Here is a 24,209-nt window from a genome sequence, read left to right as displayed (position 1 = left end):
GCTGAGCATCCTGCGCCGGTCACCGGTGCGGCGGCGACGATGATGCGGAAACAAGACGCTGAGCAGCATCGCCTGACGCGATTCCACTCAGATGCGGATGTCGAGCCCGAGCCGGCCGGAGCGCAGCACGGGGGTGAGCGGAACCGGTTCGGGATCGGGGGCGTCGGCCCCGATCCCCGCGCCCGGCCCCGGGGGGGCGGATCCGTCGCGGCCGGCCCGGCCCTGGCCGCCCGATCCGTCCTGGAGCGAGAAGCTGAGCGCCGCATCCGTGCCCGAGAAGCCCGCCTGCGCCAGGGCCTGCTGCAGGCTGCCCGCGTCGCGCTGGAGCAGGGCCAGCGTCTCGGGCCGCTCCACCGCGAGATGCGCCTTCACGCCGTGCTCGCGGTCGAGGTCGAGACTCACCTGGATCCGGCCGAGATCGGCCGGGTCGAGGCGGATCTCGAAGTGGCTGCTCCCGGCGAGCGAGCGCAGGCCGATGGTCATCGGCACGGCGGCGAGCGGCATCGGCGGCGGCGGCGGGGCCTCGGCGGCCGGCGCGGCGCTCCCCGTCGCGGCGGACGCCCCCGCGGAGGATGTGCCCGCGGTCACGCCTCCGGGCGGCGGGCCCATGGCGGGCGTGCCGGCCGCGGAGGCATCCGCCAGAGCGGCCGCGAAGCCCGGCGCGGCTGCGGCGGCCTCCATCCCTGCGGCCTTGCCGTCACCGGCGGCGGTCGGGACCCCATCATCCCCCTTGGCTCCGCCCGCCCGGGCCGCCGCGTCGTCCGACTCGGCCCCTCCGGAGGCGCCGGGGGAAGGCGGCGGCGATGCGGGGGGCTGCATGGGTTGGGCGGTGACCTCCGGCTGGCCGCCGCTCCCGTCCTGCGCGCGCTCGTCCGTCTCGGAGGCGTCGCGCTCCTTCGTATCCTTGACGTCCTTGCCGGCCTCCGCGGAGACGGTGCCGGCAGCGGCATCCGTGGCCTTGTCCGAATTGGCGGCCGTGCTGCGATCCGCTCGGAGACGATCCTTTTGGAGATGATCCGCTTGGCGCGCGGCGGCCCGGTCCGCCGTCTCGGCCGCCTGGGACCGCGCATGCGCGGCCTCGGCGCGGCGCGACGCCGCGTTCTGCGCGGCGGTCTCCCGCCGGGCCTGCGCGCCGGCCGAGCGCGTCCGGTCCGCCGATGACCGGGCCGTCTCCTCGGCGCGGGCCTGCTGCTGCACGACGCGGAAGGGCGCTTCCGGACCGGAGGCGCGCCGCGCGAGGCCGCGCGGGCTCTCCCGCACGACCGCATGAACCCCCTCGCCCGTTCCCGTCACAGCCATGCCGAACCACTCCCGGATCACGGCCGGTCACGCAAGGCCGAGGCCAGCCCGGCGCAAACGCAAACATCTGAAAAATCTAGGCAATTGAAGGAAGCCCGCGGGCCCGCCGCGGCCCCTGAGAGGATCTTGCCGCGCACCCGGCAGAACCTGCCGGGTGCGGGTCGGTCACGGCACCCTGGCAGAACGGCCATTCCATCACTATAGACAGGGCGCGCAGCGCCGTTGCCAGAAGCGGGCCCGCGGCCGCGCCGCACCGAAGCCGCCCGCCCTCAAGACGATGAACTCGCTCGATCTGCCCAAGGCCCCGCAGGACACCCGCGTCGTGGTGGCGATGTCGGGCGGCGTCGATTCCTCGGTCGTCGCCGGGCTGCTCAAGCGCGAGGGCTACGACGTCGTCGGCATCACGCTCCAGCTCTACGACCACGGCGCGGCCACGCACCGCCGCGGCGCCTGCTGCGCGGGCCAGGACATCCACGACGCGCGCCGGGCCGCCGAGACCCTCGGCATCCCGCACTACGTGCTCGACTACGAGGACCGCTTCCGCGAGGCGGTGATCGACCGCTTCGCCGACAGCTACATCCACGGCGAGACGCCGGTCCCCTGCGTCGAGTGCAACCGCTCGATCAAGTTCCGCGACCTCCTCGCCACCGCCCTCGACCTCGGGGCGGACGCCCTGGCGACGGGCCACTACGTGGCGAGCCGGCCGCTCCCCGGCGGCGGGCGGGCGCTCTACCGCGCCCTCGATCCGGCCCGCGACCAGAGCTACTTCCTCTACGCGACGACGCCCGAGCAGCTCGACGTGCTGCGCTTCCCCCTCGGCGAGCTGCCCAAGGACGAGACCCGGCGTCTCGCCCGCGACCTCGGCCTCGCCATCGCCGACAAGCCCGACAGCCAGGACATCTGCTTCGTGCCCCAGGGCCGCTACCAGGACGTGATCGCCCGGCTGCGGCCCGATGCGGTGCGCCCGGGCGACATCGTCCATCTCGACGGCCGCACCCTCGGGCACCACGACGGCATCATCGGCTTCACGGTCGGCCAGCGGCGGGGCCTGAAGCTCGCCACCGGCGAACCCCTCTACGTCGTGCGCCTCGATCCCGAGAACGCCCGCGTGGTGGTGGGCCCGCGCGAGGCGCTCGCCACCTCGGTGATCCGCCTCGCGGAGACCAACTGGCTCGGCGACGGCCCCCTCACCGGACTCGACGGCCTGCCGGTCGCCGTGCGGGTGCGCTCCACCCGGGAGCCGCGGCCCGCCACCCTGCGCTGGAACCGCGCCGCGGCGAGCGCCGAGGTGGTGCTGGCCACCCCCGAGGACGGGGTCTCGCCGGGCCAGGCCTGCGTGATCTACGCGGATGACGGGCCGCGCGCGCGGGTGCTCGGCGGCGGCACCATCCTGCGGGTCGAGGCGGCGCAGCGCGAGGCGGCGTGATCAGCCTTCGGCCGAACCGCCGCGCGCGGCTCCGCTTGGATTTTTGCTGCCGCATCATCGCCGCCGCCGAACCGGCGCTTCAGTGAATGATGCTTAGGAGAGACACGGGACCATGTTGAGCGAGCCGCGGGCGGGGGGGCCCACCACCGCCTTGATGCGCAAGGCCTATGCGCGCTGGGCGCCGGTCTACGACGTCGTGTACGACAAGCTGACCGAGCCCGCCGCGCGCGATGCGGTGACGGTCGCCATGGCCAACGGGCCGCGCATCCTGGAGGCCGGGGTCGGCACCGGCCTGTCCCTCGGCTACTACCCGGCCTCCTGCGAACTCTACGGCGTCGACCTCTCGCAGGACATGCTGAAGCGGGCGGCCCAGAAGGTCCGCCGCCGCGGCCTCGCCCACGTCAAGGGCCTGCAGGTGATGGATGTCTGCCGGCTCGGCTACGCGGATGCGACCTTCGACGCGGTGGTGGCGCAGTTCCTGATCACCCTGGTGCCCGATCCCGAAGGGGCCCTCGACGAGTTCCTGCGCGTGCTGCGCCCGGGCGGCGAGATCGTGCTCGCCAACCATTTCGGGCAGGCCGACGGCGCGATGGCCCGGGTCGAGGAGATCGTGGCGCCGCTCTGCTCGAAGATCGGCTGGAGTTCGGACTTCAAGGCCGCGCGCATCGAGGCCTGGGCGGCCCGGCGCGGGGTCGCCGTGATGGGCCTGCGGCCGACCTTCCCGGGCGGCTTCTTCAAGATCATGCGCCTGCGCAAGGCGGCGTGAGCCGCGGGATGAGCCGCATGGGCGCGCAGGAGCCGGGACCGCCCGCCGACGAGCCCGGGCCGGAGGCGGTGGCCCGGCCGCCCTGGCGGCGCTGGCTGCGCGTGCTGCCCCTCGTCGCCCTGGTGCTGGTCTCGATCGGCCTCGTCGCGGGCGGCGCCGCGCAGTGGTTCAGCCTCGACCGGCTGCTCGCCTCGCGCGCCTGGGCGCTCGGAGTGGTGGAGGAGGACCGCCTGCGGGCGATGGCCCTCGCCTCCGGTCTCTATATCGGCATCGTGGTGGTCTCGGTGCCGGTCTCGGTCTTCATGACCATGCTGTGCGGCTTCCTGTTCGGCACGGTGCCGGGGGCGCTGCTCGCCATCTCCTCGTCCACGACGGGGGCGGTCATCGTCTTCTCGATCGGCCGCACGGCGGCGGGCGAATGGCTCCTGCGCAACACCGGCAAGCGGCTCAACCGGCTCGCCGCGGGCTTCCGGCGCGACGCCTTCTCCTACGTGCTGTTCCTGCGGCTGCTGCCGCTGTTCCCGTTCTGGATGACCAATCTCGGCCCGGCCATCTTCGGGGTCCCCCTGCGCACCTTCGCGCTCGCGACCCTGATCGGGATCTCGCCCGGGGGCTTCATCTACGCCGCGACGGGCGCGCGGATCGAGGCGGTGGTGGCGGCCCATCAGGATGCGCGGGCGGCCTGCCTCGCCGCCGCCGGCACCGATTGCGAGCGCGCCCTCTCCCTGCGCTCGGTGATCACCCCGGAACTCGTCGCGACGCTCGTCGCCCTCGGCGCCCTGGCGCTGCTCCCGGTCGTGGTGCGGCGGCTGCGCCGCAGTCCCAAGGCGGTCCCCTGCGACGATTGACAACGCGGTTCGCCATGGGCGTTCTCGCCTAATCTGCCTCACGTCGCCGATGCCGGCGGCTGCCGGGAGGATCGGACCATCGTGCGCCTCGCCGATGCCCTGCGGGAGCGGAACGCCCCGGCCGGCGCCGCCAGCCGGTTCGGCCTGTCGGGCCGGCTGCTGCTGCTCACGATCCTGTTCGTGCTCCTGGCCGAGATCCTGATCTACGTGCCGAGCGTCGCCAATTTCCGCCGCACCTGGCTGTCGGACCGGGTCGCGGCGGCGCAGGTGGCGGCCCTCGCCCTCGATGCCGCCCCCCAGCAGAAGGTCTCGGACGACCTCGCCCGGCGGCTGCTGACCGGGGTGGGGGCGCGGGCGATCGCGCTCAGGGCCGGCGGCACCCGCCGCCTCATCACCGTGACGGAGATGCCCTCCGAGGTGAGCGAGACGGTGGACCTGCGCGACACCGACTGGGCGGACCTGATCGCCGGGGCGTGGCACACCCTCCGCCAGGCTGAGACCGCACCGATGCGCGTGGTGGGCCACGGCATGGACGGGGTCGAGTTCGTCGAGATCGTCATCGACACGGCTCCGTTGCGCGAGGCGCTGATCGCCTTCTCGTGGCGGATCCTGCTCACCTCGCTGGTGATCTCGGGCATCACCGGGGGGCTGGTGTTCCTCGCCCTCCAGGTCTCGATCGTGCGCCCGGTCCTGCGCCTGACGCGCAACATCGCGGCCTTCGCGGATGATCCGGAGGACGCCTCGCGGCTCATCGCGCCCTCCTGGCGCACCGACGAGATCGGGCTCGCCGAGACCGCGCTCGCCCGCATGGAGACCGTGCTCGCCGGGGAGCTGCGCCAGAAGCGGCGCCTGGCCGATCTCGGCCTGTCGGTGAGCAAGATCAATCACGAGCTGCGCAACCTGCTCACCACGGCGCAGCTGCTCGGCGACCGCCTGGAGGCGACCGCCGATCCGGCGGTGCAGCGGGTGGCGCCGCGCCTGATGGCGACGCTCGGCCGGGCGATCCGCTACTGCGAGGCGACGCTGGCCTATGGCCGGGTCGCCGAGCGCGTGCCGGAGCGCCGGCTGACGCCGCTGAAGCCGATCCTGGCCGACGCCCTCGATCTCGCCGGGAACCTGCCGGCGGCGGTGCGGCTGGAGGCGCGCACGCCCGACGACCTGATGGTCGATGCCGACCCCGACCAGCTCTCGCGGGTGGTCATCAACCTCGTGCGCAACGCCGTGCAGGCGCTGGCGCTCGCCGGCACCGCCGGGGGCGCCCCGCCCCTCGTCACCATCACGGCGGCGCGCGAGGGATCCGTCGTGACGGTCCTCGTCGCCGACAACGGCCCGGGCCTGCCCGAGCGGGCGCGGGCGAATCTGTTCTCGCCCTTCCAGGGGGCGGCCCGCCCCGGGGGCACCGGGCTCGGCCTGCCGATCGCCGCGGAGCTGACGCGCCTCAACGGCGGCACGCTCAGCCTCGACGAGACGCGGGTGGGCGCCCGGTTCCGGATCACCCTGCCGGACCGGGTGTGATCCGGTTTCCGGACGATCACTTTCGGAAACCGGATCACGAGCCCGCGCGGCGCCTGAGCGAGGCCGGTTTCCGCATCGCGAAGCGATCATCCGGAAACCGTATGAGGCGGGCCCGCCGGCTTGCGGCATCGGCCGCCCGAACCGGCTTGGAGGGCTTCGTTAACCCTGTTTCTTAAGATCGTGGAAACGAAAATGCGCCACGCGGCCAATCGTTTGCCGCCGGTTCTTCCAGCGCCCTAAACCCGCAGGTCGAGGCGGTACGCGTAGGCGTCGCCGCGGAACAGGCCCTCGACGTACTCGATCATCCGGTCGTCGCGGGCGTAGGAGCGCCGCTTGATCAGCAGGCAGGGGCGCGGCTCGGGGAAGCCGAACACCGCGCAGGCCTCCGCGTCGGGCATCGCCGCCTCGATCGTCTGCTGGCAGCGCACCAGACCGGCCCCCGCCTCGCCGAGCAGGGCGTAGACCGACCCGCTCAGATCCGCCTCCGCCAGGAGCGGCGCCGCCGTCAGGTCGTACCACGCGACCTCCCGCGACAGCGGGATGCCGTCGCCCTTGCGGATGCGCACCAGCCGCAGGAACTCCGCCTGCCTCGGGCGGCCGAACAGCTCCGCCAGGGCGGGATCGCGCACCACGATCCGCTCCAGGATCTCCGAGGAGGGCACGCGGCCGATCTCGCGCATCTCCTCCGTGAAGCCCTTGAGCCGGTCCATGCCGGGGCTGAGCCGGGCGCGGCCGGCCTCGACGATGTAGCCGAGCCGCCCGTGCGCGCTCAGGTAGCGCTGGCGGCGCAGCGTGTCGTAGCAGCGCTGCACCGTGGTGCGGCTCACCCCCATCGCCTCGGCGAAGGCGCGCTCGGCGGGCAGGGTGATGCCGGCCGCCAGCGTGCCGTCCTCGATCAGCGCGCGCAGCTGCTCCTCCAACTGTTGGTAGAGCGGCTTCGCCGTGTCCTGGCGCAGCTGGACGAGGCTCGGCAGCGACGGGGCCGCCGGGCCGCGGCCCCAGTGGATGCTCTCGGTCTTGCCGTCAGGCATGGGGCGCAGCGTCGGTCGGGAGGCCCGCCATGACAACCGGCGCCGGACATGCTGTCGTGCCGGTTGCAGGCCGGAGGGAGGACATCGCCGTGACCGATGAGGGCGTGACCGACATGGGGGAGGATCCGGACCTGTTCGTCCTGGGAAGCTTCGTCGCGGCCTGTTCTGCCACGGTTGCGCGGCTGCCGCGACCCGGCGAGACGCTGGAGGCGGGATCATTCCGCCTCGATCCCGGCGGCAAGGGACTGAATCTCGCGGTCGGCGCCCGCCGTCTCGGCGCCCGGGTCGACGGTCTCCTGGCGGTCGGCCGCGATCTGTTCGGGGACATGGCGGAGGCGGCCCTGCGGCGGGCCGGCCTGCCGGCCGCGATGCTGCACCGGACCGACGCCCCCACGGGGGCCGGCATCGGCTTCGTCGATGCGGAGGGCGAGAATTGCATCGCGGTGTTTCCCGGCGCCAATGCCGAACTCGGCCCCGCGGCGGTGGCACGGGCGGCCGGGCGGCTGGTCCGGGCCGGCTTCGTCCTGGCGCAGTTCGAGATCGGCACGGCGCCGGTCGCCGAGGCGTTCCGCCGCGCCCGGGCGGCCGGGGTCGCGACCCTGCTGAACCCCTCGCCCTTCCGGCCGGTCCCGGCGGCGCTCCTCGCCGACACGACGGTGCTGGTCCTCAACGCCACCGAGGCGGCGGCCCTGCGCGACGATCTCGGGCTCCCCGGCGAATCCTGGGAGGCGCTGATCGCGGCGCTGCTGGCGCGGGGGCCCCGCATCGTCGTGGTGACGCTGGGGGCCGGGGGGGCGCTGGCCCGCGAGGCGGACGGCCCGCTCCTCGCGCAGCCCGCCATCCCGGTGACGGCGGTCGACACGATCGGGGCGGGCGACGCCTTCACGGCAGGGCTCGCGGTCGCCCTCGCGGCGGGGCGGCCCCTGGGCGAGGCCCTGCGCGAGGCCGCCGCCTGCGGGGCCTGCGTGGTCGCCCGGCTCGGCGTGTTCGACGCCCTGCCCGACCGGGCCGCCCGCGACGCGCTCCTCGCGGGCGCCTGACGCGCGGCACCCCGCCTCCCGGGCGGGCGGCGGGGCGATCGGATCGGCCGGCGGGGAGCGGCGGTCAGCAGACCGGAACCCGGCGCCAGCCGACCCGATAGCCGTCGGCATCGGGCCGGGAATCCGGCCGGGACGGCGTGGACGGGGTCATGGCGGCGACGGCGCCGGCGAGGGTGGCGGCCGCGGCGGTGAGCGAGGTCCTGCGCATGGCCCGATCTTCCGGGTGGGAGGCGGTGCTGATGGGCGCCCCGCCGGCTGGAACCCATCGGCGGCGTCCGCGCCGTCGATGGATCCTTGAGTAGGGCAGGGAAGGTCCGGCAGCGGTGCGGGGGCGCACGCTTCCGGTTCGGCGGCTCCCGGCGAACGATCGGCGCCGTCCGGAGTTGGTTAAGCCTCGGCACCAACCCGGAGGATGCCATGACCCCGTCCACGCCGTCCCGGCCGGATTCCCGGCCCGATGCCGACGAGCGCATGCCTGGCCAACCCCTCGCCGACCGGGCCGCCGAGGCGGCTCCCGGCCAGCGGCAGCCGGGCGAGGACCTGAAGGCCCGCCAGGACCAACTCCTCGACGAGGCGGTGGAGGAGACCTTCCCGGCGAGCGACCCTATCGCGCCCAAACGCATCACCCGGTGATGTGCATCACCCGGTGAGCGGCGCGCTCACGGGTTGAGCCGCGGCGAGGCCGTCGCGGAGGGATCTCCGCCTGCGCCGAACAGCTTGCGCAGGAAGCCCGGCGCGATCGCCGAGAGCGGGTTCACGGCGACGTTCGGCGCGCTCATCGAGCCCGTGACCGAGAAGTTGATGCCGAACAGGCCCTCGTTGTGCCCGCCCCCGAGCAGCGGGCCGACGATCGGCACCTGCGAGAACACGTTGTTGAGCCCGTAGAGCGGCACGAAGGTGCCGCGAATGTCGGTGGCGTTGCGGCCGGTATCGAGCCAGCCGCCCAGCGTGAAGCCCATGGCCGGCCCGGAGATCGCCGCGTCCGAGAAGTCCACGCGCGTGCCGGTGCGCACGAATTCCGCGCTGAGCCGGTCGAAGCCGACGTCGTTGGTCTCCTGCCGCCGTCCCGGCGAGCGCCCGCCCCGGTCCTCCGGCGCGGGCTCGCCCTGCGCCATGATACGCCCGAGCGCCGGCTCGTCCCGCAGGGTGAAGGAGCGGATCTGTACCGCGCCGGTCTGCGGCCCGTCGTTCATGGTGGTGTGCAGGGCGAGCCGGCCGCCCTGCATGCGCCGGTAGATGTCGAGGAAGCGCAGCACCGCGCCCGCATCGGTGGATTCGGCGGTGAGGACCGGCGTGGTGCTGCGCTCGGCCCGGTTCACCTCGACGCGGACGGAGGCGCCCCGCAGGCGCCCCTGGATCCGGGCCTGCCGCAGGTCGTCGCCGCGCAGGGAGAGCCGGAGGGTGGCGCTCGTCAGGGCCTCGTCGTTGAAGCCGGTGAGGATCGCGAAATTGAGATCCGCGTCGACATCCTTCTGCGCCGCCTCCTTGGCGCCCTTCTTCGGTGCCGCCGTGAGGGCGCGCAGGAAGGGCCGCGCATCCGCCACCCCGCCCTTCAGGGCGAGCTTGTAGACGCCGCCGCTGCGCTCGACCTGTCCGCGCACGTCGTCGCCGGGGGAGAGCTTGAGGCTCGTGAACTCCGCCCGCTCCAGGCCGCCCTCGGCAGAGATCACGGCGCTGCCCCGGGCCGAGACCGGGCCCGCGTCGAGGGCGAGGTCCCTGAGTTCGGTGCCGGCGCCGGTCTCGGTGAGCGCGAAGGTGAGCCGGCCCGGCTTGCCCGCGGCCTTGGTCCAGCCGGGCACCAGCCCGTCGATGGCGGCGCGGGCGAGGTCGACCTCGACCTTGGCGGTGGTCTTGCCGGGGCGGCCCACCGGCACCACGAAGCGCGCCGGCACCGGCCCGGCGAGGGCCGGCGCGGTCGGCAGGCCCCGCCGCGCCCGCGCCGCGTCGTCGAGGACGAGCGCCACCACCGCCTCGCCGGGGACGCCGGCCTTCGGCTGGTGCAGGTCCACATTCATGGGCGCGCCCGAGAGCCTCGCCTCGCCCTTCATGGCGAAGCCGGAGCGGTCGTAGGCGAGGGTGAAGCGGCCGTTCTCCAGCCGGTCCTTGCCCACGAGGCGGTCCACCGCGACGTCGGTGAGGCTGCCCGACATCACCACCGGCAGGTCCGCGATGTCCGGCACCGCTTCGAGGCTCAAGGGGAAGTCGATCCGCAGGTCCGTCTGGCCGCGGACCGTGGCCGGGTCGATCTCGGCCCCGGTGAGGCCGCGGAACAGCTTGGCCTGGAGGAGGGCGGCGAGCGCGTCCGTGCCGCCGGTGAGCCGCAGGCCGATCTGGGCCGTCACCGCGTGCGGCACCGCGTCCTTGATCACGAAGGAGCCGTCCTGGAGGGAGAGCACCCGCCCGTCCGCCATCCGGATCTCCGCGGTGGCGCCGCGGATCGTGGTGTTGCGCCCGGTCACCAGCCCGGAGACGCGTCCGCGGCTCAGGGGCGGCGCGTCCGGCGAGATGGTGAGGCCGCCGCCGCTGACCGCGAAGGCGATCCGCACCGCGCCGTCCGGCATCGGATCGCCGCGGGTGGCGGCCGCGAACTCCGCCTGGGTCATGTCGACGGTGATGTCGAGGCTGTCGAGGCGCCCGCCCCGGAGGTTGTCGACGAGGTAGGTGCGGATCGGCGGCGCGATGTGCTCGGGCCACAGGCGCAGGGCGGTGCGGCCCTCCGCCCGGTCGGCCTGGATGCGCAGGGTGAGGCCGCCCTCGTCCGCGCGGGTGCCGATCGTGCCGGTGATGGTACCGCTCGCGGTCGGCCCCGCCAGGGCGAAGCGCTCGATGACGATGCCGTCGTCGCGCCCCGCGAGCGAGGCTTCGAGCGTGTCGAGCCGGACCGGGGCGTCGCCCTCCACGGCGCCGCGCAGCACCGCATCGCGTCCCGTCAGGGTGGCTCGCCAAGCCGTATCGGCCCCCGCGCCGCTCGCGGCCCACTCGCCCGCAAGCCGCACCGCGTTGCCGGCGCCGCGATAATCCAGCGAATCGAGCTTGAGCGTGCGCCGGGCCTCGTCCCAGTTCGCATCCACCGAGACGCTCTCGATCGTGACCGGGTTGAAATCCTTCTCCTCGATCAGAAAGGTGCCCTCGCTCGACTTGAGCGCGAGGGTCATCGTGTCGAGGCGGGCGCCGTGCATCGCCACCGTGGCCCGGCCGGACAGCTTCACGTCGGTGGTGAGCGGCAGGCGCGACTGGCCGGAGAGCAGCAGCAGGTCGGTGACCGGGAGATCGTCGAGGGTGAGCACCCCGCGGCGGAGCTGGTCCTTCGCCTGCTCGATGTCGCCGCCGAAGCGCCAGGGCCCGTGCGGGCCCATGATGCGCATCTCGAACACCTTGGCGTCCCGCACCGCGTCGCGGGTGAAGAGGCCGTCGACGCGGGGAAACACCGCCCGCTCGGCGCCGCTGTCGTCCGTGAGCGTCAGGCGGGCATTGGTCAGCCGCGCCCGGTCGAGGCTGCCGATCACCCCGGCGGGGTCGAGGACGAGGCTCAGGATCGAGGCCACCGTGGCCGAGAGCGGCGACACGGTGCCCCGGGCGGCGTCGACCACGGGCGGGGTCGGCGGAGGAGCGCCGGTGGGATCCGCCGCCGCCGCGATGGAGCCGTCACGGTGGACGACGGCGTGCAGCTGCAGGTCGCGGAACTCCACCGAGCGCGGCTGGATCGACAGGCTCAGCAGGGGCAGGAGGTCGATGCTGACGAGGGCGAGGGGCGCGCGCACCACGAGCACCCCTTCGGGGTTGCGGATGTCGAGCCCGGTGGTGCGCAGGGCCAGCGCCCCGTCGCGGTCGATCTCGATGGCGCTGTCGCGCAGGTCGACGCTCCAGCCGGGGCCGAGCCGCCCCGCGATGGCGGCGGCGAGCCGGGGCTCCAGCCACGTGAAGCTCATCGGGCCGCTCGACAGGCGCAGATAGGCGAGGCCGCAGCCGAGGCCGAGGAGCAGCGCGACCGCGAGCTTCAGGAGCAGCACGCCCCGCACGCAGCGCCGCACCACCGAGCGCCGCTGGGCGGGGCTCGGCGCCGCCGGGAGCGGAGCGGGGTCGGGATGAGCAGCCTGATCCATGCCTGTCGAAGCCGGAAGATGGGCCTGCGGGACTTGTCCGCCCAGTGTCTCCTCCGTCCGGTTACCCGCGATTAATCGCCTGGCCGCATCCCTGTCGGCCGCCGATGGTCCCGCGGCGCCTGCCTGGACGCAAGCGCGCCTCTACGGCGGTTTCCCCTCGGACCGTCGCGGCGGCCGCGCGGGATCACGAGGCACACCATCATTCGGCCGAAAGGAAGGCACGATGGCCCTGAATCCCGGTGATCCCGCCCCCGATTTCTCTCTGCCGGCCACCGGTGGCGAGACGATCAGCCTCACCTCCCTCAAGGGACGCAAGGCGGTCCTGTACTTCTATCCGAAGGACGACACGAGCGGCTGCACCCTCGAAGCGAAGGCGTTCAACGACCTGCGCGACGCTTTCGCGGCCGCCGACACGGTGGTGATCGGGATCTCGCCCGATCCGATGAAGAGCCACGACAAGTTTCGCGAGAAGTACGGGCTCGATTTCCCGCTCGTCTCGGACGAGGAGAAGGCGATGCTTCAGGCCTACGGCGTCTGGGTCGAGAAGAGCATGTACGGGCGCAAGTACATGGGGGTGGAGCGCACCACCGTGCTGATCGGCCGCGACGGCCGCATCGCGCAGGTCTGGCCGAAGGTGAAGGTGCCGGGCCATGCCGATGCGGTGCTGAAGGCGGCCCGGGCGCTCTGAGGGACCGGCGGTGCGGTGCCGCGGGTTTCCCCCGCTCCCCGCAGGCGGCATGGCTGTCGGGCGCGCGATGGTCGCCGCGTGCCTTCCGGCGACGCCGCTCACCCCTCTCGGGTGCCGGCTCGTCAGCGGAGCGAATCCGGAGCGCGCACCGCTCCTCACCCGAAAGCGTCTCTAATGCGGTTTCTTGGCGATCCGTTCAGCGTAGCGATGGTGTCTCATGCAGGACCGCTATCGGCCACGCTGAACGGATCAGCTGAAAACCGCATAACGCCTTGATTGTGTTCAGCACCAAGAAGCGGTGCCGCTCGGCGCCTTCATCCGCCGCTCCGGCGCGGAGCCCAAGCTATCAGGATGATCGGCAAGAGCGTGCCGCGGCATCATCGCCACTCCCCGATCGGTCCGGCGCCGTACGCTTTGGCGGTTCCTTAACCTTAACGGGCTGAACTCCGCGGCACGTCCCCGGAACACCCGATGTCCTCACCCTCCTCCCGACCCGGTGCCCGCCCCCGTCCCCTCCCCGTCACGGAGACGGAGGTCTGGGTGGTCCGGCGGCGCACCGCCGCGGTGGCGGGATCGCTCCTCGTCCTCCTGGCTTTCTGGGCGAGCGCCGCCACGTGGTTCATCGTCTTCCACGACGATGCGCTCGCGCAGTTCATGGCTCGTCAGAGCGCCCTGCAATACGCCTACGAGGAGCGGGTGAGCGCGCTGCGCGCCCGCCTCGACCGGGTGGCGACGCAGAAGCTCCTCGAACAGGACGGCGTCGAGACCCGCGTCGCCGAGCTGGCGAGCCGGCAGGTCGCCCTGGAGAACCGGCAGGCGATGCTTCTCGGCCTGACCGAGGCGGGGGGCGAGGCGCCGCCGCGCGATCCCGCCGTCGCCACGGGCGCCCTCCCCGGCCGGACCGCACCCGCGAGGCCGGCCCCGATACCGGTTCCCTCGCCCGAGTCGCTCGGCCTGCGCAGCGAGGTGCAGGGCCCGGCCGCGCAGCCGGGGCTGTCCCTGCGCGTCGCCGGGCTCGCCGCCGGGCTCGCCGCGGTGGCGGCCCAGCAGGACCTCGCCGTGGATCGGATCCTGCGGAGCAGCCACGGCGAGGCCGCACGCCTGCGCCGCATCGTGGCGGATCTCGGCCTCGATCCCGCCCGCTTCGCAGCGCCCCGCCCCGCCGGCCTCGGCGGGCCGCTGGTGCCCGTGGGCGCGGGGGCGTTCGAGACGGCGCTGCTCCAGGCGCAGCGCAGCATCGGCGAGCGCGACGACCTGCGGCGGATCGTCCGGAGCCTGCCCCTCGCGCGGCCCACGCTCGTCGATGCGGGCCTGTCGAGCCAGTACGGCTACCGGGTCGACCCGTTCACCCGGGGCCTCGCCCTCCACACGGGCGTGGACCTGAAGGCCGAGTACGGCGCCCCGGCCCGGGCGGCGGCGGCCGGCACGGTGGTGTCGACGGACTATGCGGGCGGCTACGGCAACATGGTCGAGATCGACCACGGTCACGGAATCGCGACCCGCTACGCCCATCTCTCGGCCTTCACCGTGTCGCCGGGCCAGACCGTGGAGGCGGGCCAGATCGTCGGCCGCGTCGGCTCGACCGGCCGCTCCACGGGAGCGCATCTCCATTACGAGACCCGCATCGACGGCGAGCCGGTGGATCCGACGCGCTTCCTGCGGGCGGGCACCGTGGTGCTCGCCGCGCGCTGACCGTCGCGGCTTTCGTCCGGAGCCCCGTCAGTCGATGTCCTCGACGGCCTCGGCCCCGCCATAGACGCGCTGGGCGAGCGAGGATTCGATGAAGGGGTCGATGTCGCCGTCGAGCACATCGTCCGGGCTGGTGGACTGGGCGCCCGTGCGCAGGTCCTTCACGAGCTGGTAGGGCTGCAGCACGTAGGAGCGGATCTGGTGGCCCCAGCCGATGTCGGTCTTCGACGCGGCCTCGGCATTGGCCTTCTCCTCCCGCTTCTTCAGCTCCAGTTCGTAGAGCCGGGCGCGCAGCATGTTCCAGGCGGTGGCCCGGTTCTTGTGCTGCGAGCGCTCCTGCTGGCAGGCCACCACGATCCCGGTGGGGATGTGGGTGATGCGCACGGCCGAATCCGTGGTGTTCACGTGCTGGCCGCCCGCGCCCGAGGAGCGGTAGGTGTCGATGCGGCAGTCCGACTCCTTCACCTCGATGGTGATGCGGTCGTCGATGACCGGGTAGACCCAGACGCTCGCGAAGCTGGTGTGGCGCCGCGCGTTCGAATCGTAGGGCGAGATGCGCACCAGCCGATGCACGCCCGACTCGGTCTTGAGCCAGCCATAGGCGTTGTGGCCCTTGATGAGCAGCGTGGCGCCCTTGATGCCGGCTTCCTCGCCCTCGGACCACTCGACGATGTCGACCTTGTACTTCCGGCGCTCGGCCCAGCGGGCATACATGCGCTGGAGCATGTTGGCCCAGTCCTGGCTCTCGGTGCCGCCGGCCCCCGCATGGACTTCGAGGTAGGTGTCGTTCCCGTCGGCCTCGCCCGCGAGCAGGGTCTCGATCTGGCGGCGCGCGGCCTCGGCCTGCACGGCGCGGATCTGCTCCTCGCCCTCGCGGATGCTGGCCTCGTCGCCCTCCATCTCGCCGAGCTCGATCAGGGTGGCGCCGTCCTCCAGCCCCTGCTCCAGGCGCCGGATGGCGGAGACCGCCTCCTCGAGGTCGTTGCGGTCGCGCATGACCTTCTGGGCCGCCTCCGGGTCGTTCCAGAGATCGGGGTCCTCCGAGCGGGCGTTCAGCTCCGCGAGGCGCTTATCGGCAGTATCCCAGTCAAAGATGCCTCCTCAGCAGTCCGATCGACTGCTTGGCGGCATCCGAGAGTTGTTCGATCTCGGCGCGCATCTCGTGTGACGGTCGTTGGTGAGGTGGGTGGCGGTGATAGCGTCCCGGCCCGCCGGTGTAAACGGAGGCGCGACTCGCTGACGTCCGACCGGGGACACATCCCCGGCGAGCCCGGTCGCAAGCCGCAGCGGGCGAGCGGCGATGACGGCCCGGGCCTTCTGATCCTCGAGCCGGCGCTCCCGCTTCCGGAACGTCGCGGTCCGCTTCAGGTGGATCGTACGGCCCGTGACGCGCGGGCCGGACGGGGAGGTGCGTCAGTACAACCCACCCGCCTGCGCCGCGCGGTCCGCGTCCGGCGGCGGGGCGCCGGGGGCGGGCTGCTGGGCCGCGGGCGGCGCCGAGTAGCTGTCGGGCGGCGCGGTGCCGGGCTTGAAGGCCTCCAGGACGCCGCCCTCGCTGCCGCCCGCGCGGGTGCCGGTGGCGAGGTTGACCCGGATCAGCTTGATGCCCGGCGGCACCCGGAAGGGTGTCGGCGGCTTGTCGGCCAGCGCGGCCTTCAGGAAGTCCCGGGCGATCGGCGCCGCGAGCCCGCCGCCGGTGGCGCGGTCGCCCAGCGAGCGCGGCTTGTCGAAGCCGAGATACACCCCCACCGCGAGGTCCGGCGAGAAGCCCACGAACCACGCGTCCTTGGCGTCGTTGGTGGTGCCGGTCTTGCCCGCGAGCGGCTTGCCGATCTCCTTCAGGATCGTCGCCGTGCCGCGCTGCACGACGCCCTCCATGATCGAGACCATCTGGTAGGCGGTGAGCGGGTCGAGCACCTGCTCGGATTCGTCCACCAGCTTCGGCTCGTCCTGGCCCGACCACTTCTCGGCGTCGCAGCCGATGCACTTGCGGTTGTCGTGCCGGTAGATCGTCTCGCCGGTGCGGTCCTGGATGCGGTCGATCAGGGTCGGGCGGATGCGCCGCCCGCCGTTGTCGAGCATCGAATAGGCCGTGACCATGCGCATGACCGTGGTCTCGCCGGCGCCGAGCGACATCGGCAGCACCGGGAGCATGTCGTCGTAGACCCCGAAGCGGCGGGCGTACTCGGCGATCAGCGGCATGCCGATGTCCTTGGCGAGCCGCACGGTCATCAGGTTCTTCGAGTGCTCGATCCCGTAGCGCAGGGTGTGGGGGCCGCCCGACTTGCCGTCGTAGTTCGAGGGCGTCCAGGCCTCCTGGCCCGGTCCCGCCTCGATCGTGATCGGCGTGTCGAGCACGATCGAGGACGGCGTGTAGCCGTTGTCGAGGGCCGCCGAGTAGACGATCGGCTTGAAGGAGGAGCCCGGCTGGCGCATCGCCTGGGTGGCGCGGTTGAACTCGCTCTCGTCGAAGGAGAAGCCGCCCACCATGGCGTGCACGCGGCCCGTATGCGGGTCCATGGCGACGATGGCGCCGGAGATCTCGGGCACCTGCCGCAGCCGGTAGGTGTTGGCCGCCCCGTCCATGCGCTCGACGTAGACGACGTCGCCCGCGCTCAGCGCCGAGGCGATGCCCCGCCCGGTCCAGCGCACGCCCTCGGCGGTGATGATCCCGGTCTCGCGGTCCTTCGAGACCTGCCCCGAACTCTCCTTGCGCGGCTGCAGGCCGATCTGCGCCCGGCCGCCGGCGGTGTCGAGCACCACGGCGAGGCGCCAGGGCTGCACGTCGCCGAGCGCCGGCACCCCGGCCACCGCCTGGCCCCAGTCGCGGCCGGCGAGGTCGATCCTCGCCTGCGGCCCGCGCCAGCCGCGCGCCTGGTCGTAGCGCACGAGCCCGTCGACCAGCGCCTTGCGGGCCTGGGCCTGCATCTTCGAGTCGAGGGTGGTGCGCACCGACAGGCCGCCCTCGTAGAGCTTCTTCTCGCCGTAGCGCTCGGAGATCTCCCGGCGCACCTCCTCGGCGAAGTAGTTCGCGTTGGCGGTATTGGGCGAGACGCTGCGCGGGTTGACCCCGAGCGGCAGCTTGCGCTCGGCCTCGGCCTCCTCGCGCGTGATGTAGCCGTTCTGGGCCATCAGGCCGATGATCTCGTTGCGCCGCGCGAGCGCCGCCTGGGTCTTGCGGAACGGATGGTAGTTGTTCGGGCCCTTGGGCAGGGCCGCCAGATAGGCCGCCTCGTGGATGGTCAGCTCGTGCACCGACTTGCCGAAATAGTCGAGCGCGGCCGCCGCGATCCCGTGCAGGTTGCGGCCCGGCACGATCGTGCCGAGGAAAATCTCGTTGAGGTAGAGTTCGAGGATCTTGTCCTTGGAGTAGGTCGACTCGATGCGCAGCGCGATGAGCGCCTCGCGGACCTTGCGGTCGATGGTCTGCTCGCTGGAGAGCAGGAAGTTCTTGGCGACCTGCTGGGTGATGGTCGAGGCACCCTGCTTCTTGCCGCTCGACGCGTTGGTGAGGATGGCCCGGACGATGCCCTCCGGGTCGATGCCGCCGTGCTTGTAGAAGTTCTTGTCCTCGGCCGACAGGAAGGCCGCGACGACGATCTTCGGCATCGCCTGGATCGGCAGGTAGAGCCGGCGCTCGCGGGCGTATTCGGCAAGCAGGCTGCCGTCCGCCGCGTGCACGCGGGTCATGACCGGCGGCTCGTAATTGGCGAGCGCGGCGTGATCCGGCAGATCCTGGGAGTACTTCCAGTAGAAGTAGCCTCCGACCGCGGCGCCCGCGACGAAGACCATCGCGGCGATGCTGAACAGGAAGCCGAAGAAGCGAAGGACAAAGCGCATCCGAACCCGATCCGTCGATGATGAGCCGCAGGGGCCTCAGGCCGCGCCGCGGTCGCGATATCCCCATACCACCGCCCCGGCGCGTGCGCCGCGGCGAGGGTTGCGGGGAATCGAGGCGCCGACGAGCGCCCATCGACACGGGATCTATGGTGAAACTGGGGCGGGTCCCGTCGCGGCCCGCCTGGCATAGGCGGGGCCGAAGCCGGGGGCGACCCGGCCGGCGAAGAAGGTCTCGATCGCCTCCGCCATCCGGCCGGTGACCTTCGTGCGCCATTCCTCCGAGAGCAGGAGGTCGAGGTCGCGCTTGCTCGACAGGTAGCCGAGTTCGACGAGGACCGAGGGCACGTCGGGGGAGCGCAACACCCGGAACCCGGCCTCGCGATGGGGCTTGGCGCTCATCTCCATCACCCGGTCGAGCTGGCCGAGCAGCCCCTGCGCGAAGCGGGCCGAGAAGCTGCGGGTCTCGCGCAGGGTGAGTTCCTGGAGGATGTCGGCCACGTCGCCCGGGCCCTCGGCGCTGTCGGCGCCGGCCGCTTGGTCGGCCTTGTTCTCGCGGTCGGCGAGGCGGGCCGATTCCGCGTCGGTGGCCTTCTCGGAGCCGGTATAGATGGTGGCGCCGCGCACCTGCGGGGCCGCCGAGATCGAATCGGCGTGGATCGACACGAACAGGTCCGCCCGGGCCTCGCGGGCGATGCGCACCCGCTCGGACAGGGGCACGAAGACGTCGCTGTCGCGGGTCATCCGCACCCGCACCTTGCCGCCCTCCTCGAGCCGCCGCACCAGCTCGCGCGCGACCCCGAACACGATGTCCTTCTCGAAGGCGCCGTTCGTCGCGATCGCCCCCGGATCCGTGCCGCCATGGCCCGCATCGACGATGACGAGCGGGCGGCTGTCGCCCGGATTGGCCGGCACGGCCTTCGCGGCGGCCGGCGGCTCGGGGGCGACGGCGGCGCGGCGGAAGCCGTCGCGGTCGGTGCGGGCGAGGTCGATGGTGAGGAGCGTGGCCCCGTCCCGCTGGCGCGGCGCCGTGGCGACCCGGGCCACGGCGGCGGTCTGGGCGAGGTCGATCACGATGCGCGAGCGCCCCGGCGCGAACAGCCCGTAGCGGAAGGAGGCGACGAGCCCCTCGCGGCGGCGGCCGGTCTCCGGCGGCAGCTGGAAGTTCACCTCCGGCAGGTCGATGATGGCCCGGTCGGGCCGCTCCATCACGAAGGCCCTGGCCTCGACGGGGCGCGACAGCACCACGCTGAGCCGGGTGCCGCCCTCGGGCGCGGGCCCGACCTCGGCGGCGATCGCCACCGCCGGCGCCTCCCCGGCCCGTGCGGGCGCGGCGCACAGCCACGCCGTCGCCAGGACGGCGAGCACTGCCGGCCTAAGGCCGGCGCAGGACAGGAAGCGTGCGGCGCGTCTCGGCATGGGCTCCGCGCGAATCAAGGGGTCAGGTCCGGTTAGGCGATAACCGGGCCATGGTTAACGCGCGGCAAAGCTCCTGCGTGCCGTTGAGCGTGCGTTGTTGCTCCCGTGGCACAGCCGGCGGCGCGCCCGGCCGTCGCTCAGGAGCAGACCTGGCCGGAACTCGAGGGCTGCCGAATCGTCCGGGGGCGGCTCCGCGGCGAATGCGCCACTGACCGACGTCATCCTGGTGACGGACGGGGCCGACGATCTGCGTCCGTCCGGCCTCCACGCGGGCTGCGCCGACGTGGACTGGCCCTCGGCCTGTTCATCGCTGAAGAGCGCGGGGATCCAGGTGGCGACCATCCAGGCCTCTCACACCGCCTATGGCGACAGCGGCGGCCCCCACGACACCGACGTCAGGCCGGTCGCGGGCCGGTTCGGTGACGCCTTCGCCAGCTGCGCCTCGTCGGCGTCGCTCAACATGCGGGCCTCAGACGGGCCCGCGATCGTCACGGCGGCCCAGCGGCGTCGACAGCAGATCGCCGCCACGAACCTCCGGCTGACCAATTGAGGCGAGACCCCGCCACCAGGGCGACCGCCTCGGCGATTGCCCGGCTCCCTCGCGGATCCGGCTTGCCAATCGGGCTCAACCCTCTGTAATGGTATCGACCCCTGCCCGTCGCCGCCGGTTTCCGTCGCGGCCCGCGGGCCTGTCCGGGCTCGCTGCGAGCCCCGCGCCAGGTCCGTCGCCGGCTCACCGCCGGACGGTTCGGCCCCGAGCCGGGCGGGTGTCGTCTTCGCCAGCGGTGGCGCCCTGTTGAGAGGCGTCGCCGCCATTCTATCGCCGGTCGGCCTCCCCGCGAGCGCCGGCCCGTCGTTTCGAGAGGTCGGTGGGAGAATGCGCGGACGCACAGCTTCGGGTTCCGTTGCTGCCGATCCGAGCGCGCGCATCCGGCGTCGCGCCCTTCCGCGCTCCCTGCCCCCGGCCGTGGTCAACCCCTCGCGCGCATGGACGCGCGCAGCGGCGATTGACGGCAAACCCAGCGCGAGATCAGCCGTCGTGGTCGAAGGACCGCGGCCCATGAGAGCCTTCCGGAGGCCGGCGTCACCGCCGGGCCGGCTCGGTCGAGCTTTGCTGCCGTCATTCGCCATGCCGAAAGTTCGTCATGGCCAACAAGATGCTCATCGATGCCTCCCACCCGGAAGAGACCCGGGTGGTGACGGTCAAAGGATCGAAGGTCGAGGAATTCGACTTCGAGGCTGCTAACCGCCGCCAGCTGCGCGGCAACATCTACCTTGCCAAGGTCACGCGGGTCGAACCCTCCCTGCAGGCCGCCTTCGTCGAGTACGGCGGCAACCGGCACGGCTTCCTCGCCTTCAGCGAGATCCATCCCGACTACTACCAGATCCCGATCGCCGACCGGCTCGCCCTCCTGGAGGAGGATGCGCAGGCCGAGCGCGAGCACGCGGAGCGGCCCGAGCGCGAGCCCGACGAGCGCCGCCGTCGCCGTCGCCGCGGCCGCCGCGCGGAGGCCGCCTCCGCCAAGGCCGATCCGGTGGTGAGCGCCCCCGCCGAGGGGCTGGAGCCCGAGGCGGGCGAGAACCTGGCTGCCGAGACCGCATCCGCCGCGCCCGAGGCCGCCGAGGCGGCGCCCGTGGCCGAGGCCCGCGACGATGACGCCCCGGCCGCCGGGCCGACGGGCGAGACCCTGGCCGGCGAGAGCGCGGGCGCGGTCGCGACGGCCGCGGAGCCGGTGGTCGAGGCTGTGCCCGAGCCCGGATCCGAGCCCGAATCCGAACCCGCCCTGGGCGAGGCCCCGGCGGCCGACGCGGCGGCTCCCGCCGACATGTCCGCCGAGGCTCCCGCGCAGGCCGAGGTTCCGGCGCCCGAGGCGACCGCTCCCGAGGCGGGCGCCGAGCCGGCCCCGGCCGAGATCGTCACGGCCCTGTCGCCCGAGGCCGTCCCGGACGAAGCCGAGCCGGCATCGATCGCCGAGGCCGGCGAGGTCTCGTCCGACGAGGAGGCCCGGGAGGCTGACGAGGAATCCGACGACGAGCACGACGACGACGAGGACCGGTCCGAATCCGACGAGGACGAGGATGACGACGAGTCCGACGACGACGAGTCCGACGACGATGAGGGCGAGGGCGAGGCCGAGGACGAGGAGCCGGTCGTCGAGCAGGTCGGCGGCCGCGGCGACGCGCTCGCCGAGATCCCCGACCGGCCCCGTGCGCCCCGCCGCCACTACAAGATCCAGGAAGTCATCAAGCGCCGCCAGGTGATCCTGGTCCAGGTGGTCAAGGAGGAGCGCGGCACCAAGGGCGCGGCGCTCACCACCTACCTGTCGCTCGCCGGCCGCTACTCGGTGCTGATGCCCAATACCGGCCGGGGCGGCGGCATCTCGCGCAAGATCACCAGCGCGGCCGACCGCAAGCGCCTCAAGGAGATCGCCTCCGATCTGGAGGTGCCCGAGGGGATGGGCGTGATCCTGCGCACGGCCGGTGCCGCGCGCACCAAGCCGGAGATCAAGCGCGACTTCGAGTACCTGATGCGCCTCTGGGAGAGCGTGCGCGAGCTGACGCTCACCTCCTCGGCCCCGGCCCTGGTCTACGAGGAGGGCTCGCTGATCAAGCGCGCCATCCGCGACCTCTACAACAAGGACATCGACGAGGTTCTGGTCTCGGGCGAGGACGCCTACCGCGAGGCCAAGGACTTCATGCGGATGCTCATGCCGAGCCAGTCCAAGGTCGTGAAGCCCTATCGCGACCCGGTGCCGCTCTTCGCCCGCTACGGGATCGAGCAGCAGCTCGACGCGATGTTCTCCAACCACGTCTCCCTGCGCTCGGGCGGCTACCTCGTCATCAACCCGACCGAGGCCCTCGTCTCCATCGACGTGAACTCGGGGCGCGCCACCCGCGAGCACGATATCGAGGACACCGCGCTCAAGACGAACCTGGAGGCCGCCGAGGAGGTGGCCCGCCAGCTCAGGCTTCGGGATCTCGCCGGCCTGATCGTCATCGACTTCATCGACATGGAGGAGAAGCGCAACAACCGGGCGGTCGAGCGCAAGCTGAACGAGTGCCTGAAGGACGATCGCGCCCGCATCCAGGTCGGACGCATCTCGCCCTTCGGCCTGCTCGAGATGTCGCGCCAGCGCATCCGCACCGGCGTGCTCGAATCCTCGTCCGTGCCCTGCCCGCATTGCGGCGGCTCGGGCTTCGTGCGCGCCACCTCGTCGGTCGCCCTGCAGATCCTGCGGGCCATCGAGGAGGCGCTGATCAAGGCGAGCAGCCACAACCTGATCCTGCGCACCCGCACCGACGTGGCGCTCTACATCCTCAACCAGAAGCGCGTGCATCTGCGCGAGCTGGAGACGCGCTTCGGGGTGGCGATCACGGTCGCGGCCGACGAGCGGCTGCCGCCGACCTCGGCCTTCCACCTCGACCGCGGCGAGCCGGCCCAGCCGCCGGAGCCGCGCCTGCCCGTCACCAGCATCCGGGCCGAGGCCGTCCAGCCGCCGCCGCTCGAGGAGGAGGACGAGGAGGAGGAGGCCGTCGAGGAGACCCTCGACGAGGCCGAGGGCGCCGAGGAGACCGCCGAGACTGGGGCGTCCGAGGAGGAGAACGGCGGTCGCCGTCGCCGCCGCCGCCGCCGCCGCCGTGGACGCGGCGATGGCCGTCCGCTCGAGGCCGGTGCCGAGGATTCCGAGGCGGATTCCGATGCGGATGCAGAGGACGAGGCCGCTTCCGCGGAGGGGCCCGTCACCATCCCGATCACCGAGGACGGCGAGGCCCCGGCCGCCCGCGAGGCCGCACCCTCCCGCGAGGGTGACGAGAACGGCGGCCGCCGCCGTCGCCGCGGCCGCCGTGGCGGGCGCAGCCGCGACCGGCACGAGGAGGAGGTCGGCCATATCGGCGACGAGGTCGTGGTCGGCGAGAGCGAGACCGTGGAGGCGGATGGCGGCACCTTCGCCCAGGATGCCCTCGCGGAGGAGATCGTCGCCGTGGGCGAGATCGCCGGTCCCTCACCCGAGGCCGTGGCGCCGGCCGCGGCCGCCGAGATCCCCGATCTCTCGGCCGTCGACCGCGAGGCCGTGACGGCGGCCGCGATCGAGGCGCCTGCCCCGGATGCAGCGCCCGCCGCGGAGGCGCCGGCCGCCGCGCCTGCGGCGCCCGAGCCGGAGCCCGTCGCGGTGGTGCTCACGCCCCCCGATCCGGATCGGCCCAAGCGGGCCGGCTGGTGGTCGCGGACGAAAGCCGCGATCGGCGGCGAGTGATCGTCTCGGCACACGTGGCGGAGCCGATGGTTCCGTAAGATGACGAAAGGCCCGATCCTCGACGAGGATCGGGCCTTTCGTCGAGAAGGGGGTAGGAGCTTGCATTATCGTGCAAGATATAGCGAATAATATTTCATGGCGTGGCCGAAATTCGCTGCGGCCTGATCGCAGATGGTACCGAACAATGCTGTGGCTGCATCGGTGCGGATTGCTCTGTCCTTCGCACGATTGCCGGGTCTCCGATCGTTGTCCGGCCTGTCTTCGGTGTAACGCACAGGATTTGGCGGTCTGG

Annotated in this window: 17 protein-coding genes; 10 read left to right on the top strand and 7 right to left on the bottom strand. The window is 72.8% G+C overall.

From position 1 onward, the window contains the following. Nucleotides 1–87 precede the first annotated feature (87 nt). Nucleotides 88–1,299, bottom strand: a complete 1,212-nt coding sequence (locus tag ACE101_RS24185) for a flagellar hook-length control protein FliK (RefSeq protein ID WP_379135117.1) — start codon at nucleotides 1,297–1,299, stop codon at nucleotides 88–90. Between the two features lie 277 nt (nucleotides 1,300–1,576). Between ACE101_RS24185 and mnmA the strand changes: the two genes are divergently transcribed. The 4 genes from mnmA to ACE101_RS24165 all read left to right on the top strand — a co-directional run bounded on the left by mnmA (nucleotide 1,577) and on the right by ACE101_RS24165 (nucleotide 5,854). After that, on the top strand, nucleotides 1,577–2,725 hold the full coding sequence (gene mnmA / locus ACE101_RS24180; protein WP_379135114.1) for a tRNA 2-thiouridine(34) synthase MnmA: 1,149 nt from the start codon (nucleotides 1,577–1,579) through the stop codon (nucleotides 2,723–2,725). A 112-nt stretch (nucleotides 2,726–2,837) separates the two neighbouring features. Continuing rightward, complete coding sequence (locus ACE101_RS24175; RefSeq protein ID WP_379135112.1) at nucleotides 2,838–3,491, top strand: class I SAM-dependent methyltransferase; 654 nt, start codon at nucleotides 2,838–2,840, stop codon at nucleotides 3,489–3,491. Between the two features lie 17 nt (nucleotides 3,492–3,508). Beyond that, nucleotides 3,509–4,339 (top strand): TVP38/TMEM64 family protein, encoded by an 831-nt coding sequence (locus tag ACE101_RS24170; protein ID WP_379135109.1) that lies wholly within the window; start codon nucleotides 3,509–3,511, stop codon nucleotides 4,337–4,339. 81 nt (nucleotides 4,340–4,420) lie between these two features. Then, a complete protein-coding gene (locus tag ACE101_RS24165; RefSeq protein WP_379135107.1) occupies nucleotides 4,421–5,854 on the top strand; it encodes a sensor histidine kinase in 1,434 nt (477 codons plus the stop codon). Nucleotides 5,855–6,090: 236 nt separating this feature from the next. Here ACE101_RS24165 and ACE101_RS24160 read toward each other — a convergent pair whose 3' ends face one another. Beyond that, entirely contained in the window at nucleotides 6,091–6,885 is a 795-nt protein-coding gene (locus ACE101_RS24160) for a GntR family transcriptional regulator (protein ID WP_379135103.1), read from the bottom strand. An 89-nt stretch (nucleotides 6,886–6,974) separates the two neighbouring features. On the opposite strand from ACE101_RS24160, the gene ACE101_RS24155 reads away from it, so the two are divergent. After that, nucleotides 6,975–7,925: a ribokinase gene (locus tag ACE101_RS24155; RefSeq protein WP_379135100.1), complete on the top strand. Its 951-nt coding sequence runs from the start codon at nucleotides 6,975–6,977 to the stop codon at nucleotides 7,923–7,925. 64 nt (nucleotides 7,926–7,989) lie between these two features. Here ACE101_RS24155 and ACE101_RS24150 read toward each other — a convergent pair whose 3' ends face one another. After that, nucleotides 7,990–8,133, bottom strand: a complete 144-nt coding sequence (locus tag ACE101_RS24150) for a hypothetical protein (protein WP_379135097.1) — start codon at nucleotides 8,131–8,133, stop codon at nucleotides 7,990–7,992. Nucleotides 8,134–8,342: 209 nt separating this feature from the next. On the opposite strand from ACE101_RS24150, the gene ACE101_RS24145 reads away from it, so the two are divergent. Beyond that, a complete protein-coding gene (locus tag ACE101_RS24145) occupies nucleotides 8,343–8,558 on the top strand; it encodes a hypothetical protein (protein WP_379135095.1) in 216 nt (71 codons plus the stop codon). A 26-nt stretch (nucleotides 8,559–8,584) separates the two neighbouring features. Here the strand turns inward: ACE101_RS24145 and ACE101_RS24140 are convergent, their stop codons facing one another. Beyond that, the gene (locus ACE101_RS24140) at nucleotides 8,585–12,028 is read right to left on the bottom strand and encodes a YhdP family protein (RefSeq protein ID WP_379135092.1); all 3,444 of its coding nucleotides are present in this window, start codon (nucleotides 12,026–12,028) and stop codon (nucleotides 8,585–8,587) included. A gap of 223 nt (nucleotides 12,029–12,251) precedes the next feature. Between ACE101_RS24140 and bcp the strand changes: the two genes are divergently transcribed. Beyond that, complete coding sequence (bcp, locus tag ACE101_RS24135) at nucleotides 12,252–12,716, top strand: thioredoxin-dependent thiol peroxidase (RefSeq protein WP_379135090.1); 465 nt, start codon at nucleotides 12,252–12,254, stop codon at nucleotides 12,714–12,716. A gap of 471 nt (nucleotides 12,717–13,187) precedes the next feature. After that, entirely contained in the window at nucleotides 13,188–14,408 is a 1,221-nt protein-coding gene (locus ACE101_RS24130; RefSeq protein WP_379135088.1) for a M23 family metallopeptidase, read from the top strand. 27 nt (nucleotides 14,409–14,435) lie between these two features. On the opposite strand, the gene prfB is transcribed toward ACE101_RS24130, so the two are convergent. From prfB to ACE101_RS24115, 3 genes are all read right to left on the bottom strand, one after another. Then, nucleotides 14,436–15,564 (bottom strand): peptide chain release factor 2 gene (gene prfB / locus ACE101_RS24125; RefSeq protein WP_379135085.1). Its coding sequence is split into 2 segments (ribosomal slippage): nucleotides 14,436–15,494 and nucleotides 15,496–15,564, totalling 1,128 coding nucleotides; the frame shifts between segments, so codons are not numbered across the junction. Between the two features lie 254 nt (nucleotides 15,565–15,818). Continuing rightward, complete coding sequence (locus ACE101_RS24120; protein WP_379135082.1) at nucleotides 15,819–18,245, bottom strand: penicillin-binding protein 1A; 2,427 nt, start codon at nucleotides 18,243–18,245, stop codon at nucleotides 15,819–15,821. Nucleotides 18,246–18,389: 144 nt separating this feature from the next. Further along, nucleotides 18,390–19,661 carry an N-acetylmuramoyl-L-alanine amidase gene (locus tag ACE101_RS24115; protein WP_379135079.1) on the bottom strand — a complete coding sequence of 424 codons (1,272 nt, stop codon included), beginning with the start codon at nucleotides 19,659–19,661 and terminating at the stop codon, nucleotides 18,390–18,392. A gap of 226 nt (nucleotides 19,662–19,887) precedes the next feature. On the opposite strand from ACE101_RS24115, the gene ACE101_RS24110 reads away from it, so the two are divergent. Together ACE101_RS24110 and ACE101_RS24105 are read left to right on the top strand one after the other, a co-directional pair. Further along, entirely contained in the window at nucleotides 19,888–20,211 is a 324-nt protein-coding gene (locus ACE101_RS24110) for a hypothetical protein (RefSeq protein WP_379135077.1), read from the top strand. A 595-nt stretch (nucleotides 20,212–20,806) separates the two neighbouring features. Then, complete coding sequence (locus ACE101_RS24105) at nucleotides 20,807–23,917, top strand: Rne/Rng family ribonuclease (RefSeq protein ID WP_379135074.1); 3,111 nt, start codon at nucleotides 20,807–20,809, stop codon at nucleotides 23,915–23,917. Nucleotides 23,918–24,209 lie beyond the last annotated feature (292 nt).

It is taken from the genome of Methylobacterium carpenticola (assembly GCF_042748905.1).
In the GTDB taxonomy this organism is placed as follows: domain Bacteria; phylum Pseudomonadota; class Alphaproteobacteria; order Rhizobiales; family Beijerinckiaceae; genus Methylobacterium; species Methylobacterium carpenticola.
This window is presented reverse-complemented; position numbering and strand designations above follow the sequence as displayed.